The organism is Microbacterium sp. W1-4-2 (assembly GCF_058349885.2).
On sequence record NZ_JBYRJC020000005.1, the window covers coordinates 50616 to 66443 of the forward strand.

Genomic DNA, 15828 nt, shown 5'->3' on the forward strand with positions numbered 1-15828 from the left:
GATGAAGAGAGAGACGGCGTGACGCATTACATCTACCTTGTGCGGCACGGCGAGCATCAGGACGCGGATCAGGGGGTCGCCGACGGGCCGCTGTCGGCGCGCGGCAAGCGCCAGGCCGAGGCGCTCGCCGACCGACTCTCGGGACTTCCCCTGTCGGCGGTGTGGCACTCGCCGCTCGAGCGCGCCGCCGAGACAGCGCGTGCGGTCGCCGCGCGTCTTCCCTCCGTCGACCCGCAGCCGTCCGCGCTGCTGTTCGACTGCGTGCCCACCGGAATGACAGAGGAGACTCCGGCGGTCTACGAGCCGTTCTTCGGGTCGGTCACCGACGCCGAGATCGAGGCGGGGCGCGCGCAGATGAACGATGCGATCAGCGCGTTCCTGGTGCGCAAACCCGGTGACGTGCACGAGGTGCTGATCACGCACAACTTCGTGATCAGCTGGTTCGTGCGCGAGGTGCTGCAGATGCCCGAGTGGCGCTGGATGACGCTCAACCAGGCGCACTGCGGGCTGACCGTCATCGCGCAGAAGGCCGGTCGGCCGTGGAGCCTGCTGACCCACAACGACCTGGCGCACCTGCCGTTCGAGCTGCAGACGGGGCTGCCCGAGCCGCTGCCGGTGTGAGCTGCGAGCCGACCCGGTCAGAGCGCCTTGCCGTACCAGCGGGTCGCGTTGGGGTTGTCGTTGTACGGCTCGATCTCGACGAAGCCCGACGACGCGTACAGGCCGCCGGCGGCCGCCAGCGTGTGGTGCGTGTCGAGCACCAGGTCGGTCGCGCCCCACGCGCGGGCGTGGCGCTCGAGCCCGTCCAGCAGCAGCCGCCCCCAGCCGCGTCCGCGGGTGGCCGGGGTGAGGAACAGATGCTTGACCTCGAAGCGGACCCGCCCGTCGTCGTCGTGCAGCCGGCGGATGCCGCCGCAGCCCACCGCCGCGCCGTCGTCGTCGTGCACGACGAGGAACAGGCCCGCCGGCGGTTCGAACATCGCGCGCGGCGGGGTCGCCGACGTGTACTGACCGGGGAAGGTGTCCGCGCGCATCGCGACGTACTGGGCGAGAAGGTCCCGTGCGACGGGGGAGTCGACGGGGACGGTAGACAGCGACGCCATCTTTCGAGCGTATGCCCGCGGGCGCGCGGCGGCATTCATATGCCGTCGGCGTCATGCTGCCGCATCCCCCTCCCCGCGCAACGTAGGCTGGAAGCATGACGACACGTGTGGCGATCGTGGGCGGCACCGGCAAGCTCGGCGGCATCATCCGCGAGGTCGTGGCATCCGAACCCGGCTTCGAGGTGCACGCGACCCTGTCGTCGCGCGACGACATCGCGCTGATCGACGGCGCGGATCTGGTGGTGGATGCCTCGACCCCGGCCGTCTCGGTCGACGTGGTGCGAGCGGCCACCGAGCGGGGCATCGCGATCGTGGTCGGCACGTCGGGGTGGTCCACCGAGCGCATCGCCCTGGTCCGTCCCCTCGTCGAGGCCGCCGGCACCGGTGCGGTCTTCATCCCGAACTTCTCGCTCGGCTCGGTGCTCGGCTCTGCCTTGGCGGCCGCGGCTGCCCCGTTCTTCCCGTCGGCCGAGATCGTCGAGACCCATCGCGAGACCAAGGTCGACTCGCCCAGCGGAACCGCGGTGCGCACGGCCGAGCTGATCGCCGCCGCCCGAACGTCTCAGGGGCCGGTGCTCGCGCCGCACGCCGACCAGCGGGCGCGCGGCCAGCAGGTCGCCTCGGTCCCGGTGCACTCGCTGCGCCGGCCCGGCGTCGTCGCCCGGCAGGAGGTCATCCTCTCGGGCCCCGGTGAGTCGCTGTCGATCGTGCACGACACGGTCGACCCCGCCACCGCGTACGCACCCGGCATCCGCCTCGCGCTGCGAAGCGCACTCGACGTGCGCGGCGTCGTGGTCGGACTCGACAGCTTTCTCGACATCGGCATCGGCGCGCCCGCGGCGGGCGCCGATCGCGCATGAAGACGCGCGTCTCGGTCGCCCTGATCGCGGCGGTGCTCGTGCTCTACATCATCGTGATCGGGCAATGGGCCTGGCTGCTGATGACCAGCGGCCGGCCGGCGGCCATTGCGATGGGCGCGGCGCTCATCGTGATCCCCGCGGTCGGCGCGTGGGCGGTCGGGCGCGAGCTGTGGTTCGGCGTGCGGGCCGAGCGGGTCGGGCGCAGGCTCGAGGCCGAGGGCGGACTGCCCGACGACGACGTGGCCGTGCACCCCAGCGGCCGGGTCATCCGCGCCGATGCCGACGCGGTGTTCCCGCACTACCGCGACGAGGTGCAGGAGCACCCCGACGACTGGCGCGCGTGGTACCGGCTGGGACTCGCGTACGACGCCGCCGGCGACCGCAAGCGCGCCCGCGGCGCGATCCGTCAGTCGCTGAGGCTCGAGGCGGCCGACCGGGCCTGAGCGGGTACGGCCGCGGCGATCGCGTCCTCGACGGTGGGGTGCGAGAACGTGAATCCGGATGCCTCGAGGGCGGCGGGCACCACGTGCGCGTCGGTGAGCAGCACGGCGTCGGCGGCGGGCCTTCCCAGCACGAGGCGCATCGCCCACGCGGGTGCGCGGACCAGGTACGGGCGGTTCATCCGCCTCGCCAGCGCGAAGCCGAGATCGTTCGCGGTGGCGCGTGTCGGGCCGGCAAGGTTCACCGGGCCCGCGAGGCCGCCGTCGACCACATGCCGGATCGCGCGCACCTCGTCCTCGAGCGAGATCCAGGGCCAGGCCTGGGTGCCGCGCCCGATCGGACCGGCGAGTCCCAGCCGGGTGAGCAGCAGCAGCGGCTTGAGCACGCCGTCGGCGTGCACCACGGGTGCGGTGCGAAGCAGTGCGACCCGGGCATGCGGCCCCGCCGACCGGGCGGCGTGCTCCCATTCCGCACACAGGTCGGCGAGGAACGTGTCGCCCTTCGCGGCTCGTTCGGTGAGGGTCGCGCCCGGCGCCGAGCCGTAGAAGCCCACCGCCGACGCGCTGACGAAGGCCGGGGCATCCACCCCCAGCGCACGGATCGCGGTGGCGAGCGTGCGCGTCGGCGTGATGCGCGACCACAGCAGCGTGCTGCGGTACGCCGCGGTCCACGGCATCCGCCCGATCGAGGCGCCGTTCAGGCATACGACCGCGTCGGCGCCGGCGAGCACCTCCGGGTCGAGCGGCCGGGCGTCGGCGAGCCATCGCACCTCGTCGGGGCGGCGCGGGGGACGGCGCACGAGCCGGGTGACGTGCACGCCGTCGGCCTCGAGCGCGGCCACCAGGGCCGTGCCGATGAGGCCGGACGCTCCCGCCACGATGATGCGGCGGGAGCGTACAGGGGCTTCAGGCAAGCGACGCCTCGAGGGTGATCTCGATGCCGGCGAGCGCCTGTGAGACCGGGCAGCCGGTCTTGGCCTCGTCGGCGAGCCGCTCGAAATCCGACTCGCTGATGCCGGGCACCGTGGCCGAGACGTTCAGGTGGCTGCCGGTGATGCCGGTGCCGGGTGTGAAGGTGACGGATGCCGTGGCCTGCAGGTTCTCGGGCGGGGTGCCGTTCTGCGCCAGGGCGTTCGACAGCGCCATGCAGTAGCACGAGGCGTGCGCGGCGGCGATGAGCTCTTCGGGCGTCGTGACGGATTCGGAGCCTTCGCTGCGCGCCTTCCAGTTCACGGGGAACGTGCCCTGGCCGGAGCTGGTCAGGCTCACCTGGCCGGATCCTTCGAACAGGCTGCCGCTCCACTGGGCCGCGGCTTCACTGGTGACGCTCATGGATGTTCCTCCGTCTTCGGTGGGGGTCGTCGGTCGTGTGCCGCCCAGCCTAATCGCGGCTCATGGCGTTCGCGACGGCCGCCCGACGACACCGCGGCCGAGCTGCCTACGCTGCGGCGCGGCCGAAGACGCCGACCCGCTGCAGCAGCAGGTACAGCTGGCAGCCGAGGCAGAAGCCGAAGGCCGCGTTGAGGAACGCCGCGATGAACGCAGCGGCCGCGGCGATCGGAAGGGCCCACGGCACGCCGACCAGCTGCAGCACCAGGCCGATCGCACTGACGAACAGGCCGACGCCCTGCGCGAAGCGGGGCGGGCGCGGGTCTTCGAGCTCATCGGGCCGGGCCAGACGCGGCTGCACGAGCCGGCGGAACAGCACACCCCACGGCGCGGTGCGGGGCCAGGCCACGCCCCACAGGAACAGGAGGGCGACCGCGAGCAGCAGCAGGAAGGCGGGGTCGAGCACGCGGGCGGTGAGGGGCATGGCGGGCAGCGCATAGGCGTTCGCGACGAAGGCGAAATCGAGCGGCCGATACGCGAACCAGCCGAACGTCGCCGTGTGGCCGCCCGGCGACCCCGACAGGCCGAGGAGCGCCGACATCCGCGCGGTCGGCAGCCCGGTGAGGCCGAGGATGACCGTGACCAGCAGCAGCACGGATGTGATCGCGGCCACGAACCGCGGACCCCGGGGGTCGATGCCGGCGGGTGCGTCAGACATGGGCGGGTTCTCCGATCAGGCGGTGCAGCTCGGCGGCGACGGCCTGCCGGTGCGGTGCGCCGCCGAAGCGCGAGTGCACGGCGCCGGCGGCGTCGAGCACGAACACGGTGGGCGTCTGCAGGATGTGCAGCCGCGTCGCGAGGTCGGGCCGGTGCGTCAGATCGACCTCGGCGTGCGCGACGCCGTCGAGGTCGTGGGCGAGGGCGTCCAGCGTCCGTCGCACCTGCGGGCACCGCGAGCAGTACTCGGTGCTGAACAGCACGAGCGTCGCCCGTCGCCCGCGCTCGCCGAGCTCCAGATCGGCGAGGTCGAGGCTGCCGGCCGACACGGCGCGCGCATGATCCTGGCCGCGGCGCCAGGCCCAGCCGGCGACCGCGGTCACGGCGACGAGGCCGACGACGGCGAGAAGCGCGATCCACAGGGGCATGCTCACACGGTAGCCCGGCTCCGACCCGCGCGGCTCGGGATGACGATCTATGTCAGCGGGTATCGTGGCGGATGTGAGCATCCCCACGCCCTACGAGGATCTGCTGCGCGATGTGCTGGCAGGCGGCACGCACAAGAGCGACCGCACCGGAACCGGCACGACGAGCGTCTTCGGGCGGCAGCTGCGGTTCGACCTGTCGCAGTCGTTCCCCCTGATCACGACCAAGCGGGTGCACTTCAAGTCGCTCGCGTACGAGCTGCTCTGGTTCCTGCGCGGCGAGTCGAACGTGCGGTGGCTGCAGGAGCACGGCGTGTCGATCTGGGACGAGTGGGCGGATGCCGATGGTGAGCTGGGACCCGTCTACGGCGTGCAGTGGCGGTCCTGGCCGACGCCCGACGGATCGCACATCGACCAGATCTCGCAGATCATCGAGCAGATCCGCCAGACCCCCGACTCGCGCCGGCTGATCGTATCGGCGTGGAACGTCGCCGCGATCCCGCAGATGGCGCTCGCCCCGTGCCACGCGTTCTTCCAGTTCTACGTCGCCGATGGCAGGCTGTCGTGCCAGCTGTACCAGCGCAGCGCCGACATGTTCCTCGGAGTGCCGTTCAACATCGCCTCGTACGCGCTGCTGACCCTCATGGTCGCGCAGCAGACGGGGCTGGAGCCCGGCGAGTTCGTCTGGACCGGAGGAGACTGTCACATCTACGACAACCACCTCGAGCAGGTGCGCGAGCAGCTGAGCCGCGAGCCCTACCCGTATCCGACGCTGCGCTTCGCCCGCACGCCCGAGTCGATCTTCGACTACGCGTACGAGGACTTCGTGGTGGAGGATTACCGCCATCACCCGACGATCCGCGGCGCCGTCGCCGTCTGAGATGCGCATCGGACTCATCTGGGCACAGGCCCGCGACGGTGTCATCGGCGCGTCCGGCGGCATGCCCTGGCACGTGCCCGAAGACCTGGCGCACTTCAAGCAGCTGACCCTGGGCTGCTCGGTCGTCATGGGAAGGCGCACCTGGGACTCGTTCCCCGACCGATTCCGCCCGCTGCCGCACCGGCGCAACATCGTGATCACGCGCGATGACGCCTGGCACGCCGACGGCGCCGAGCGGGCCGCGTCGCTCGACCAAGCCCTCGCGCTCGCCGCCGACGGCGCCGTCGATGCCGACGCGGGCGACCTCATCTGGGTCATCGGCGGCGGCCAGGTCTTCCGCGAGGTGATCATCCGCGCCGACGTGCTCGAGGTCACCGATCTCGACCTCGACGTCGCCGGTGACACCACAGCGCCGGACATCTCCGGATGGCGGGCCGTGGCATCCGACCCCGCTCCGCCCGCGTGGCACACCTCCCGCACCGGCGTCCGCTACCGGTTCACGCGCTACACGCGCTGACCCCGCGCCTTCGGCGCGCCGACCACGCACCTTGGCGCGGTGCGCGTGCAGAACTCCGGAGATTCGGGCATCCGCGCGCGTAATCCGGACCGATCCGCGCGTCCGTCTCGGCCGCGCCGCGTTCAGAACTCAGCCATTCCCTCCCTCGGGGAGGCCCTTTTCGCCCTGTTCCGGCGTTTTCGGCCACCGATTTGATGAGTTCTGAACGGGCGATGCCGCGGCATCCAGGGCGCGTAGGGTGGCGACATGGTGACGGCGCTGGTGACTGGGGCGAGCTCGGGGCTCGGGGCGGAATACGCGCGGCAGCTGGCCGACCGGGGCGCCGACGTCGTGCTGGTGGCCCGCGATCGGGATGCGCTGGAGGCCGTGGCCGCCCAGGTGCGCTCCCGCGGGCGCCAGGCAGAGGTCCTCGCGGCCGACCTGCTCGAGGCCGACGGCATCTCCGGTGTCGTGGCGCGGCTGACCGACCCGCAGCGGCCGGTCGAGATCCTGGTGAGCAACGCCGGGCACGGCCTGCCGCTCGCGTTCGAGCGCAACGACGTCGAGGTCGAGGTGCGCCACCTGCGCCTGCACGACGAGGTCGCACTGCGGCTCATCCACGCCGCACTCGGCTCGATGCTGGCCCGCGGGCACGGGCGCATCCTCACGGTCGCCTCGATCGCGGCGTTCATGCCCCGGTCGACATACGGCGCCGCGAAGCAGTGGCTGGTGTCGTTCTGCCGCTGGGCCAACGTGACGTACGCGCCGCGCGGCGTGACCGTGACGGCCGTGTGCCCCGGGTTCGTGCACACGAACTTCCACGAGCGGCTCGGACTTCCGCCCGGTCAGGAGGGCATCGCGGGCTGGATGTGGCTGGATGCCGCGACCGTGGTCCGCGAGTCGCTCCGTGACCTCGCCCGCGGTCGCGCGGTCTCGGTGCCGTCGCTGCGCTACAAGCTCGTCGCCCGCGTCGTCCGGCTCCTGCCGGACCGGCTCACGGCTCGGCTCGGCCAGCGCGGAAGGTAGGCGACATCGGGCCGGTGCGAACCGATACCCTTGAGATCATGACGCACGCGGGCAATCCTTTCGGACAGGTTCTGGTGGCGCTCGTCACGCCGATGACGGCGGACGGCGAAGTCGATTGGCCCGCGGTCTCCAAGCACATGGACGATGTGATCACCGCGGGTGCCGACGGCATCGTGGTCACCGGCACCACGGGTGAGACCAGCACCCTGACCGACGCCGAGAAGATCCGGCTCGTCGAGGTGGGCAAGGACGTCGCAGCGGGCCGGGCGAAGATCATCACCGGCGGCGGTTCGAACGAGACGGCGCACGCGATCGAGCTCTACAAGGCGAGCGAGAAGGCGGGCGCCGACGGCATCATGGTCGTCACGCCGTACTACAACAAGCCGACCCAGGCCGGCATCCTCACCCACTTCCGGCTCATCGCCGATGCGACCGACCTGCCGGTCATCCTCTACGACATCCCCGGCCGCACCGGCGTGCCGATCGCCTACGAGACGATCCTGCGCCTGGCCAAGCACCCGAACATCCTGGCCGTCAAGGACGCGAAGGGGAACTTCAGTGAGGTCTCGCGGGTGCTGAACCAGACCGACCTGATGTACTTCTCCGGCGACGACTCCAACGTGCTGCCGCACCTCGCGATCGGCGCCACGGGACTCGTCGGCGTCACCGCGAACGTCGCCGCCCAGCCGTATCGGACGATCGTGGATGCCGTGAACCGAGGCGACCTGGCTGCGGCGACCGAGGCCCACAAGAAGCTCGAGCCCCTCGTGCGCGCCCTCATGACGCACGTGCCCGGCACGGTGTCCACGAAGTACGTGCTGCACGGCCTCGGCCGCATCTCCAGCCCTCGCGTGCGCCTGCCCCTGGTCGGCCCGGAGGAGTGGGAGGCCGCCAAGATCGAGGACGAGCTGGCGCTGGTCACCGATGTGCCGGGCGTCGACTTCTCGAACTTCCGGCCCGACCGCAACGCCGCCGCCGGCGGAGCGCTGCCGAAGGTCTCGGGGACCACCCGATGATCGCGGAGCAGATCTTCGATCCGCCGGCGCTCGAGCCCGGCACCCTCCGGATCGTCCCGCTGGGGGGCCTGGGCGAGGTCGGCCGCAACATGACCGTGTTCGAGTACGAGGGCAAGCTGCTCATCGTCGACTGCGGCGTGCTGTTCCCCGAAGAGAACCAGCCGGGCGTCGACCTGATCCTCCCCGACTTCGAGCCCATCCGCGACCGGCTCGACGACATCGTCGCCGTCGTGCTCACGCACGGCCACGAGGACCACATCGGCGCCGTGCCCTACCTGCTCAAGCTCAAGGGCGACATCCCGCTCATCGGCTCGGGCCTCACACTCGCCCTCGTCGAGGCCAAGCTCAAGGAGCACCGCATCAAGGCCTTCACGCTCACCGTGAAGGAGGGCCAGCGCGAGACGGTGGGCCCGTTCGACCTCGAGTTCGTGTCGGTGAATCATTCGATCCCCGACGCGCTCGCCGTCGCGATCCGCACTCCTGCGGGCCTGGCGCTGGCCACCGGCGACTTCAAGATGGACCAGCTGCCGCTGGATGGCCGCCTGACCGACCTGCGCGCGTTCGCCCGGCTGGGTGAAGAGGGCGTCGACCTGTTCCTGGTCGACTCGACCAACGCCGATGTCCCGGGCTTCACCGCGCTGGAGCGCTCGATCGGGCCCGTGCTCGACCAGGTGATCGGCAAGGCGCCGCGCCGGGTGATCGTCGCGAGCTTCTCGAGCCACGTGCACCGCGTGCAGCAGGTCATCGACGCCGCGCACGCGCACGGCCGCCGGGTCGCGTTCCTCGGCCGCAGCATGGTGCGCAACATGACGATCGCCGAGCAGCTCGGGTACCTGAACGTGCCCGAGGGCGTGCTGATCGACTACAAGAAGGCCAAGGACCTGCCCGACGACCAGATCGTCTACATGTCCACCGGGTCGCAGGGCGAGCCCATGGCCGTGCTCTCGCGCATGGCCAACCTCGACCACGCGATCGAGCCGGGACCCGGCGACACCGTGATCCTGGCATCCAGCCTCATCCCCGGCAACGAGAACGCGGTCTACCGCGTGATCGACGGCCTGACCAAGCTCGGCGCGAACGTGGTGCACAAGGGCAACGCGAAGGTGCACGTGTCGGGGCACGCGGCGGCGGGCGAGCTGCTTTACTGCTACAACATCGTGGGCCCCGGCAACGTCATGCCGATCCACGGCGAGCACCGCCACCTCCGGGCCAACGCGCAGCTTGCGCAGGACACCGGAGTGCCGGCCGAGCGCACGATCCTCGGCGAGAACGGCACCGTGGTGGATCTGCGCGACGGACTCGCGAAGGTCGTCGGCCAGCTGGACCTCGGCTTCGTCTATGTGGACGGCTCGACGGTGGGCGAGATCACCGACGCCGACCTCAAGGACCGTCGGATCCTCGGCGAAGAGGGCTTCATCTCGGTGATCGTCGTGGTCGACTCGTCCACCGGGCACATCATCTCGGGCCCCGAGATCCACGCGCGCGGCGTCGCCGAGGACGACTCGGTGTTCGACGACGTGGTGCCCAAGATCGTCACCGCCCTGCGCGAGGCGGCCGGCAACGGCGTGCGCGACAACCACGCGCTGTCGCAGATCGTGCGCCGTACGATCGGCCGCTGGGTCAACCAGAAGCTGCGCCGACGCCCGATGATCGTGCCCTTGGTGATCGAGGCGTAGCCTCCCGAAACCCGCGTCGTTCCGGGCCGGCGTCGGCCGCCCGCGATACCGTGGAGCAATGGCCAGGAGCACCACGAGCAAGCGCACGCCCGCGAAGAGCTCGTCGTCGCGTGCGAAAGAGGCGCCGGTGCGCGCCAAGAAGCCTGCGCCGGCCCCGAGGCGCTACGTGGGCGAGCCCGACCGGCCGTCCGCGATCGTCCGGATGTGGCTCGGGCTCGCGCACATCGTCGGCGGCCTGTTCCGGGCATTCGGGCCCGAGACCCTCGAGAAGGAGCAGCGGCGCGACGGCTTCCCGCTGCTGATCGTGCTGCTGGCCGTCGCCGGCGCCGTCGACGAGTGGTTCTTCATCGGCAACCCGGTCGCGATGAACATCGACGCCTTCACGGTGGGCGGACTGATCGGCCGGGTGGCGTTCATCCTGCCGGTGCTGCTGATCCTGCTCGCAGGCTGGCTGTTCCGCCATCCGGCCTCGGTGCACGACAACGGGCGCATCGGCATCGGCTTCGTGCTGTTCATCGTGTCGATCGCCGGCTTCTGCCATGTCTACGGCGGACGCCCGAACCCGAAGGACGGTCTGCCTGCGCTGAGCGCCGCCGGCGGCCTGTTCGGCTGGATGCTGGGCGAGCCCCTCAGCTATCTGACCCAGGTCGGCGCCACCGCCGTGCTGGCGCTGCTGACCGCGCTGTCGGTGCTGATCATCACCCGCACGCCGCCGAACCGCATCGGCCGCCGCCTCGGCGACCTGTACGCGTGGATGTTCGGCGCCGAGCGCGCGGTGCCGGGCGACGAGGCGACCGGATCGACGGCGGTGATGCCGGCCGAGGAGTCCGACGGCGACGACAAGCTCCCGTGGTGGCGGCGCAACAAGACCGGGCGCGAGAAGGACGTGGACGCCGAGGTCGGTGTGGATGCGCTGACCGAGCTGCTGACGCCGGGCGACGACCACGGCGGCTTCGAGCAGGCGATCTCGCCGAGCACGCCGGTGGTGGTTCCGGATGCCGCGACCGAGGTGATCTCGCCGTCCGTGCTCGCCGGTGCCCAGCGGCGGGTCGCGGCGGCGGCCACCGCACTCGAGGACGACAACGACACCGGACCGGTCGGCGAGCCGCTGCCTGGCCTGACCGGCATCGGCAGATCGGGCGACCGCGCGGTGCCGTCGACGCCGTACCAGCTGCCGTCCACGCAGACCCTGGCCGCGGGCGAGCCGGGCAAGACGCGCTCCGAGGCCAACGACAAGGTGGTCGCCGCGATCTCGGGCGTCTTCCAGCAGTTCAAGGTCGATGCGCGCGTCACCGGCTTCTCGCGGGGTCCGACCGTGACACAGTACGAGATCGAGCTCGGTTCTGGTGTCAAGGTCGAGCGGATCACCGCGCTGACGAACAACATCGCCTACGCCGTGGCATCCAACGAGGTCCGCATCCTTGCGCCGATCCCCGGCAAGAGCGCGATCGGCGTCGAGATCCCGAACACCGACCGCGAGATCGTCACGCTCGGTGACATCCTGCGGTCCGAGGCGGCCGCCAAGGCCAAGCACCCGATGACGATCGGAGTGGGCAAGGACGTCGGCGGCGGCTACGTCGTGGCGAACCTCGCGAAGATGCCCCACCTGCTGGTGGCCGGCTCCACCGGCTCGGGCAAGTCGAGCTTCGTCAACTCGATGATCACGAGCCTGCTGATGCGCGCCAAGCCCAGCGAGGTGCGGATGGTGCTGATCGACCCCAAGCGCGTCGAACTGACCAGCTACACGGGCGTGCCGCACCTGATCACGCCCATCATCACGAACCCGAAGAAGGCCGCCGAGGCGCTGCAGTGGGTCGTGAAGGAGATGGACATGCGGTACGACGACCTCGCGTCGTTCGGATTCCGCCACATCGACGACTTCAACAAGGCCGTCATCGCCGACCAGATCCAGCTGCCCCCGGGCAGCGAGCGCGTGCTGAAGCCGTACCCGTATCTGCTGGTCGTCGTCGACGAGCTCGCCGACCTCATGATGGTCGCCCCGCGCGATGTCGAGGACTCGATCGTGCGCATCACCCAGCTGGCGCGGGCCAGCGGCATCCATCTGGTGCTGGCCACCCAGCGGCCCTCGGTCGACGTGGTGACCGGTCTGATCAAGGCGAACGTGCCCTCGCGGCTCGCGTTCGCGGTCACGAGCGTCACCGACTCGCGCGTCATCCTCGACCAGCCCGGCGCCGACCGGCTGATCGGGCAGGGCGACGCGCTGTTCCTGCCGATGGGCGCCTCCAAGCCGCTGCGTGTGCAGGGTGCCTGGGTCAGCGAGCCCGAGATCGAGCGGGTCGTCAAGCACGTGACGGGACAGGCGCGGCCCGAATACCGCGCCGATGTGCAGGCCGTGGTGCAGAGGAAAGAGGTCGACGCCGACATCGGGGACGACCTCGAACTGCTGCTGGCTGCCGCCGAGCAGATCGTGTCGACGCAGTTCGGCTCGACCTCGATGCTGCAGCGCAAGCTGCGGGTCGGCTTCGCCAAGGCGGGTCGTCTCATGGACCTGCTCGAGTCGCGCGAGATCGTCGGCCCCTCCGAGGGGTCCAAGGCGCGCGACGTGCTGGTGACGCCCGAGCAGCTGCCCGAGGTGCTCGCACGCCTGCGCGGAGAGGAGCCGCCGGCTCCGGCCGCGTCGGCCGCCCCGGCCGAGCCCTACAGCGGCGACCCGATCGAGGCGCAGTACGAGGGTCTTCCGGTGGTCGACGGAGACGACGACGAGGACGCCTGGGGTCTCACCGGCCGTGAGTGAGGCTGCTGGGATACTGAAGCCGTGACGATTCCCCGCCAGCTCCCCAACACGATCACGGGCGTGCGGATCCTGTGCGCACCGGTGTTCCTGTGGATGCTGCTCGCCGACGCCGGTGCAGACGGCCCGCTGCGCTGGTGGTCGGCCGTGCTGTTCGTCGTCGCGATCGCCACGGACGGCGTCGACGGGTATCTCGCCCGCCGGAACGACATCGTCACGGACCTGGGCAAGATCCTCGATCCCATCGCCGACAAGGCACTGACAGGCTGCGCGTTCGTGGGCCTGTCGATCCTCGGCGAGCTGCCGTGGTGGATCACGATCGTCGTGCTCGTGCGCGAGGTCGGCATCACCGTGTATCGGTTCGCGGTCGTCAGCGATCACGTGCTCGCCGCCGCCTGGATGGGCAAGCTCAAGACCGTCGCGCAGGCGGTCGCGCTGACGCTCGCCCTGCTGCCTCTGGCCGCCCTGGTCGGGGACGGGGTCCGGTGGGTGGACATCGTCACGATGACGATCGCAGTGGTGCTCACGATCGCCAGCGGCATCGATTACCTCGTCAGTGAAGTGCGGGGGCGGCGGACGGGTCGATCGTGACGACCTCCGACGACGCCCGCGAACTGTTGACACGGCTCGCCGCCCGGGGGTGGACGGTCGGGGTGGCCGAGTCGCTCACCGGCGGTCTGGTCGTGGCATCCCTCATCGACGTGCCCGGGGCCTCGGCGTGGGTGCGCGGGGGCGTCGTCGCGTATGCGACGGATCTGAAGCACAGGATCCTGGGGGTGGATGCCGGTCTCCTGGCCGCCCACGGACCGGTGCATCCCGACGTCGCACGGCAGATGGCCGAAGGCGTCCGCGCGGTCACCGGCCCGGCTGACGGATCCGCCGACGTCGGCATCGCGACGACCGGGATCGCCGGACCCACCTCACCCGACGGGCAGCCGGTGGGGACGGTGCACATCGGCATCGCGACCCCCGAGCGGACGCAGGTCGTCTCGGTCGTGCTGGAGGGGGACCGCGACCGGATCCGGCACGGTGCGGTGGCACGCGCGCTGCGCGCCGCGATCGACGCTCTCTGACCCGGGACGACGCGTCGGGAACATCCGTCGTCACAGATCGGTTGCATTCGGCGATTCCCAACTATTCCCAAGAACGTGGGATTAGTGTGACCACCACGGGTGTTGTACTCTTATGCACCCGGCAACGAGGGAATCACGGTGAGGAGGGGCCCGAAATGATCCTGGTACGTCAAGAGATCGGCGATGTGCTTCGCGACTTCCGCCAGCAGAAGGGCCATACCCTCCGGCAGGTCGCGGGACGCGCCAGCGTCGCGCTCGGTTACCTCAGCGAGGTGGAGCGCGGGCAGAAAGAGGCATCGAGCGAGATCCTCGCGTCGGTGGCTGACGCCCTGGACGTCCCCATCTCGACGATCATGCGCGAAGTGAGCGACCGCATCTCGGTGCTCGAAGGCGTGCCTTCGTTCCCCGACGTCGTTCCCGACGACCTCGTCGCCGAGGTCGGACCCGAGCTGTCTCTGCGCTGACGCGTGCGTCGCAGCGAATTCCATCGGGCCGTCGAAGCAGAGTTCGGCGGCCGTTCTGCAGCACTGGTGAACGATCTGGTTCTGCCGACGCTCGGTGATCGCACGGCGTCGCAGGCACTGGAGGCGGGCATTGCGCCGCGTGAGGTATGGCTTGCGCTGTGCGCCGAGACGGACGTGCCCGTCTCGCGCCGGCACGGTGTGGGGCGGCTCGAGCCCCGGCGGTCCTGAGCGTTTTCGCATCCACATGCCGGACGAATGTCCACGGCGTGTCGTCGAAGATGCGTTCGAGGAGCGCGTAGGCTCCTGCACAGCAGGTGCGTGAAGGCGATTGTCCCCGGATGCGGCGGTGGTCGGCAGAGGATGTCGGAACCCGCTCGTACTGTGAACAACGTCGAACGACACCTCCGCCTTGTCGCAGCATCCGTTCGCCGGATCTTCGGGACCGTCCCGCAGAACCCCGGTTGCGGAGCGCGACAGCCTACAGGCGACGGACACCGATTGTGTAAGGAGCACGTCATGCCCACTCCCGCTGACCGCGAGAAAGCCCTCGAATCGGCTCTCGCCCAGATCGACCGGCAGTTCGGAAAGGGCTCGGTGATGCGACTCGGCAGCGACGAGCGCGCTCCGGTCGAGGTCATCCCCACCGGGTCGATCGCCCTCGACGTCGCTCTCGGCGTGGGCGGCCTGCCTCGGGGACGCATCATCGAGATCTACGGTCCCGAGTCGTCGGGTAAGACGACGCTCACACTGCACGCGATCGCGAACGTCCAGCGCGCCGGCGGGATCGCCGCGTTCATCGACGCCGAGCACGCGCTCGACCCGGACTACGCCAAGAAGCTCGGCGTCGACATCGACCAGCTGCTCGTGTCGCAGCCCGACACGGGTGAGCAGGCGCTCGAGATCGCCGACATGCTGATCCGCTCCGGGGCCATCGACCTCGTCGTGATCGACTCGGTGGCGGCTCTCGTGCCCCGCGCCGAGATCGAAGGCGAGATGGGCGATTCGCACGTCGGCCTGCAGGCCCGCCTCATGTCGCAGGCGCTGCGCAAGCTCACCGGTGGCCTGAACCAGACCAAGACAACGGCGATCTTCATCAACCAGCTGCGCGAGAAGATCGGCGTCTTCTTCGGCTCGCCCGAGACCACCGCGGGTGGAAAGGCACTGAAGTTCTACGCATCGGTGCGGTTGGACATCCGCCGCATCGAGACGCTGAAGGACGGCTCCGACGCGGTCGGCAACCGCACCCGCGTGAAGGTGGTCAAGAACAAGATGGCTCCGCCGTTCAAGCAGGCGGAGTTCGACATCCTGTACGGCGTGGGAATCTCCCGCGAAGGCAGCCTCATCGACTTCGGCGTCGAGCACGGCATCGTCAAGAAGTCGGGCGCGTGGTACACGTACGACGGCGAGCAGCTCGGCCAGGGCAAAGAGAACGCGCGCAACTTCCTCATCAAGAATGCGGATGTCGCGGCCGACATCGAATCCAAGATCAAGGTGAAGCTGGGCATCGGCGTGCCGAAGGCCGTCGAGGCGGTCGCCGAAGAGGCGGCGCCGCAGAAGGTCTCCGCCTGATC

The 15828-nt window shown here is 70.3% G+C and carries 19 protein-coding genes; 14 read left to right on the forward strand and 5 right to left on the reverse strand.

Translation table 11 applies throughout. The annotated features are described in order from the left end of the window. Positions 1-18 precede the first annotated feature (18 nt). Entirely contained in the window at positions 19-621 is a 603-nt protein-coding gene (locus AC3RX0_RS16135) for a histidine phosphatase family protein (protein ID WP_491507030.1), read from the forward strand. Between the two features lie 17 nt (positions 622-638). On the opposite strand, the gene AC3RX0_RS16140 is transcribed toward AC3RX0_RS16135, so the two are convergent. After that, positions 639-1103, reverse strand: a complete 465-nt coding sequence (locus AC3RX0_RS16140; protein WP_491507031.1) for a GNAT family N-acetyltransferase — start codon at positions 1101-1103, stop codon at positions 639-641. Between the two features lie 95 nt (positions 1104-1198). Between AC3RX0_RS16140 and dapB the strand changes: the two genes are divergently transcribed. Together dapB and AC3RX0_RS16150 are read left to right on the forward strand one after the other, a co-directional pair. Then, positions 1199-1963, forward strand: a complete 765-nt coding sequence (dapB, locus tag AC3RX0_RS16145; protein WP_491507032.1) for a 4-hydroxy-tetrahydrodipicolinate reductase — start codon at positions 1199-1201, stop codon at positions 1961-1963. Beyond that, complete coding sequence (locus AC3RX0_RS16150; protein WP_491507033.1) at positions 1960-2406, forward strand: tetratricopeptide repeat protein; 447 nt, start codon at positions 1960-1962, stop codon at positions 2404-2406. The genes dapB and AC3RX0_RS16150 overlap by 4 nt, the downstream gene beginning before the upstream one ends. Here AC3RX0_RS16150 and AC3RX0_RS16155 read toward each other — a convergent pair. From AC3RX0_RS16155 to AC3RX0_RS16170, 4 genes are all read right to left on the reverse strand, one after another. Beyond that, positions 2370-3317, reverse strand: a complete 948-nt coding sequence (locus tag AC3RX0_RS16155) for a TIGR01777 family oxidoreductase (protein ID WP_491507034.1) — start codon at positions 3315-3317, stop codon at positions 2370-2372. The genes AC3RX0_RS16150 and AC3RX0_RS16155 overlap by 37 nt on opposite strands. Then, the gene (locus AC3RX0_RS16160; protein WP_491507035.1) at positions 3310-3735 is read right to left on the reverse strand and encodes an OsmC family peroxiredoxin; all 426 of its coding nucleotides are present in this window, start codon (positions 3733-3735) and stop codon (positions 3310-3312) included. Before AC3RX0_RS16160 ends, AC3RX0_RS16155 begins: the two co-directional genes overlap by 8 nt. 106 nt (positions 3736-3841) lie before the next feature. Further along, the gene (locus AC3RX0_RS16165) at positions 3842-4450 is read right to left on the reverse strand and encodes a DUF4395 domain-containing protein (protein WP_491507036.1); all 609 of its coding nucleotides are present in this window, start codon (positions 4448-4450) and stop codon (positions 3842-3844) included. Next, a complete protein-coding gene (locus AC3RX0_RS16170; RefSeq protein ID WP_491507037.1) occupies positions 4443-4877 on the reverse strand; it encodes a TlpA family protein disulfide reductase in 435 nt (144 codons plus the stop codon). Before AC3RX0_RS16170 ends, AC3RX0_RS16165 begins: the two co-directional genes overlap by 8 nt. A 49-nt stretch (positions 4878-4926) precedes the next feature. Between AC3RX0_RS16170 and AC3RX0_RS16175 the strand changes: the two genes are divergently transcribed. The 11 genes from AC3RX0_RS16175 to recA all read left to right on the forward strand — a co-directional run bounded on the left by AC3RX0_RS16175 (position 4927) and on the right by recA (position 15826). After that, on the forward strand, positions 4927-5754 hold the full coding sequence (locus AC3RX0_RS16175) for a thymidylate synthase (RefSeq protein ID WP_491507038.1): 828 nt from the start codon (positions 4927-4929) through the stop codon (positions 5752-5754). 1 nt (position 5755) lies between these two features. Continuing rightward, positions 5756-6271 (forward strand): dihydrofolate reductase, encoded by a 516-nt coding sequence (locus AC3RX0_RS16180; protein ID WP_491507039.1) that lies wholly within the window; start codon positions 5756-5758, stop codon positions 6269-6271. Between the two features lie 246 nt (positions 6272-6517). Further along, positions 6518-7276, forward strand: coding sequence for an SDR family NAD(P)-dependent oxidoreductase (locus AC3RX0_RS16185; RefSeq protein WP_491507040.1), 759 nt, complete (start codon positions 6518-6520; stop codon positions 7274-7276). 38 nt (positions 7277-7314) lie between these two features. Then, a complete protein-coding gene (gene dapA, locus AC3RX0_RS16190; protein WP_491507041.1) occupies positions 7315-8292 on the forward strand; it encodes a 4-hydroxy-tetrahydrodipicolinate synthase in 978 nt (325 codons plus the stop codon). After that, a complete protein-coding gene (locus AC3RX0_RS16195; RefSeq protein WP_491507042.1) occupies positions 8289-9968 on the forward strand; it encodes a ribonuclease J in 1680 nt (559 codons plus the stop codon). Before dapA ends, AC3RX0_RS16195 begins: the two co-directional genes overlap by 4 nt. A 58-nt stretch (positions 9969-10026) precedes the next feature. Continuing rightward, positions 10027-12723: an FtsK/SpoIIIE family DNA translocase gene (locus AC3RX0_RS16200; RefSeq protein WP_491507043.1), complete on the forward strand. Its 2697-nt coding sequence runs from the start codon at positions 10027-10029 to the stop codon at positions 12721-12723. 21 nt (positions 12724-12744) lie between these two features. Beyond that, entirely contained in the window at positions 12745-13311 is a 567-nt protein-coding gene (gene pgsA, locus AC3RX0_RS16205; protein WP_491507044.1) for a CDP-diacylglycerol--glycerol-3-phosphate 3-phosphatidyltransferase, read from the forward strand. After that, positions 13308-13793, forward strand: a complete 486-nt coding sequence (locus AC3RX0_RS16210; RefSeq protein ID WP_491507045.1) for a CinA family protein — start codon at positions 13308-13310, stop codon at positions 13791-13793. Before pgsA ends, AC3RX0_RS16210 begins: the two co-directional genes overlap by 4 nt. Before the next feature lie 155 nt (positions 13794-13948). Continuing rightward, complete coding sequence (locus AC3RX0_RS16215) at positions 13949-14257, forward strand: helix-turn-helix domain-containing protein (RefSeq protein ID WP_491507046.1); 309 nt, start codon at positions 13949-13951, stop codon at positions 14255-14257. Positions 14258-14260: 3 nt separating this feature from the next. Then, positions 14261-14485, forward strand: a complete 225-nt coding sequence (locus AC3RX0_RS16220) for a DUF3046 domain-containing protein (RefSeq protein WP_491507047.1) — start codon at positions 14261-14263, stop codon at positions 14483-14485. Positions 14486-14773: 288 nt separating this feature from the next. Continuing rightward, positions 14774-15826 (forward strand): recombinase RecA, encoded by a 1053-nt coding sequence (gene recA, locus AC3RX0_RS16225; RefSeq protein ID WP_491507048.1) that lies wholly within the window; start codon positions 14774-14776, stop codon positions 15824-15826. Positions 15827-15828 lie beyond the last annotated feature (2 nt).